Below are 1,970 nucleotides of genomic sequence, written 5' to 3' on the forward strand. Positions count from 1 at the left end.
TCCGCCGCATCCTCGGCCCGGAAGCCGGACCCGGACCCCATCCGGTGGACCAGGTAGACGACCGAGTCCACCCCGGCCAGGGCGTCCGAGAGGCTCCCGGGATCGAGGACGTCGCAGCGGACCGTCTCCACACGGTCGCCCCACCCGTGGGTCCGGGCCCGCCGGGGATCGGTGGCGCCGGCCCGGACGCGGTGCCCCCGGGCCAGCAGCGCGGGTACGAGACGCGATCCCAGGTACCCACCCGATCCCACGACGAGGACGGTCATCCCGCGTCGAGGTCCTGTTCGATGAGGGCGGCGATCTCGGCCACCGCGGTGGCGTCGTCCCCGCTCACCGTGACCTCGGCCCCCTTCTCGGCACCGAGCGCCATGATGAGCATGGCCGAGGCGGCGTCGGCCTCCTCGCCGTCGAACGCGATCTCGATGTCCGTGTCGTACTTCTCGGCGGCCTCGGCGATGATCCCCGCGGGGCGGGCGTGCAGGCCCTCGGCGGATCCCACGATGACGGTGGTGGTGGGCATGGTCTCTCCTCGTGACTGGTGAACTGGCGGGTTGATCAACCGGCGAGCCGGTCGGGTGGGGTCAGGCGGTGTGTGGAGTCACTCAGTCAGCTGTTTCGCCGGGTTCTCCTGGTGAGACTCTGAACGGAGTGACTCCACGCGGGTGTTATGGGTGGGGGATAGCTGCTCTGACGGGGGTCAGGCGGCCACAGTGGCGGGCGCCGGGGCCGTGACGGGAGCGGGATCGCGGCGGGCGCTCTTGGCCAGGATCACCGCGGTGGTCGAGACCAGCATCCCCGCGAGGATGGCGACCAGGTAACCCCACACCGGGTTGATGGCGAACACCACGAACAGGCCGCCGTGCGGAGCGTACGACTCCACCGAGAATGCCATGATGAGCGCTCCGGTGACGGCTCCACCGGCCATCATGGACGGGATCACGCGGACGGGGTCGGCGGCGGCGAACGGGATCGCCCCCTCGGTGATGAAGCTGGCGCCCAGCAGGAACGCGGCCCGGCCGTTCTCCTGCTCGACCTCACTGAACAGCCGCTTGCGGACGACCGTCGCCAGGCCCATGGCCAGCGGCGGCACCATGCCGGCGGCCATCACCGCGGCCATGATCCGGAGCGAGGCCGGGTTGTCGGCGACCAGTCCGGCGGTGGCGAAGGTGTACGCGGCCTTGTTGACCGGTCCGCCGAGGTCGAAGCACATCATCAGCCCCAGGATGATGCCCAGGAGGATCACCGAGGAGCCGCTCATCCCGCCCAGCCACGACTCCATGGCGGAGGTCAGCGAGGCCAGCGGACGGCCGAGCAGCAGGAACATGAGCAGGCCGATGGCGAGCGATCCGAGCAGCGGGATCAGCACCACCGGCATGAGGCCGGACAGCCAGCGCGGGGTCTTCCAGGTGGTCATCCACCGCACCAGGTAGCCGGCGAGGATGCCCGTGACGAGCGCGCCGATGAACCCGGCGCCGAGGGTGGCCGAGAGGGCGCCGCCCACGAAGCCCGGCGCGATGCCCGGGCGGTCGGCCAGGCCGTAGGCGATGTAGCCGGACAGGACCGCGATCATGAATCCCATCGCGGCCTGGCCGATCGCGAACAGCACTGCGCCGATGTACAGCCGCAGGCCGGCGTGGGTGAGCATCTCGGCGCCGGCGGTCCCGGCGGACACGATCTCACCGTCGAGGTACCAGACCTGACCGGGCAGATCGGTCAACGTGAACCCGGTGGCCACCTCCTCCCAGACGAACGCCACGTCGTATCCGGCGAACAGGAATCCCAGCGCCAGCAGCAGGCCGCCGGCGGCGACGAACGGGATCATGTACGACACGCCGGTCATCACCGCGCGCTGCAGACCGCGGGCCCAGTGTTCGTCCGAGCCGGATCCGCCGGTGGAGGAGTCGCCGCCCGAGCCGGACGCCGCCGAGACGCGCTTGGCGTCGGGGTCGCCGGCAGCGGCCAGCGCCTCG

The 1,970-nt window shown here is 71.1% G+C and carries 3 protein-coding genes; all 3 read right to left on the reverse strand.

Annotated features, from left to right (window positions below; genetic code table 11):
• Positions 1-266: NAD(P)H-binding protein (locus G6027_RS14365; RefSeq protein ID WP_182637764.1), on the reverse strand; the 266-nt coding region annotated here is incomplete at its 3' end.
• On the reverse strand, positions 263-520 hold the full coding sequence (locus G6027_RS14370; RefSeq protein WP_182637765.1) for an HPr family phosphocarrier protein: 258 nt from the start codon (positions 518-520) through the stop codon (positions 263-265). The genes G6027_RS14370 and G6027_RS14365, both read right to left, overlap by 4 nt.
• Before the next feature lie 177 nt (positions 521-697).
• Positions 698-1,970: PTS fructose transporter subunit IIC (locus G6027_RS14375; RefSeq protein WP_182637766.1), on the reverse strand; the 1,273-nt coding region annotated here is incomplete at its 5' end.

Origin of the sequence: Dietzia sp. SLG310A2-38A2, assembly GCF_014145095.1 — a bacterium.
In the GTDB taxonomy this organism is placed as follows: domain Bacteria; phylum Actinomycetota; class Actinomycetes; order Mycobacteriales; family Mycobacteriaceae; genus Dietzia.

Excerpts from the sequence above, each read along its gene's own strand:
- G6027_RS14370 (WP_182637765.1), bottom strand. The coding sequence starts at position 520 with ATGCCCACCACCACCGTCATCGTGGGATCCGCCGAGGGCCTGCACGCC.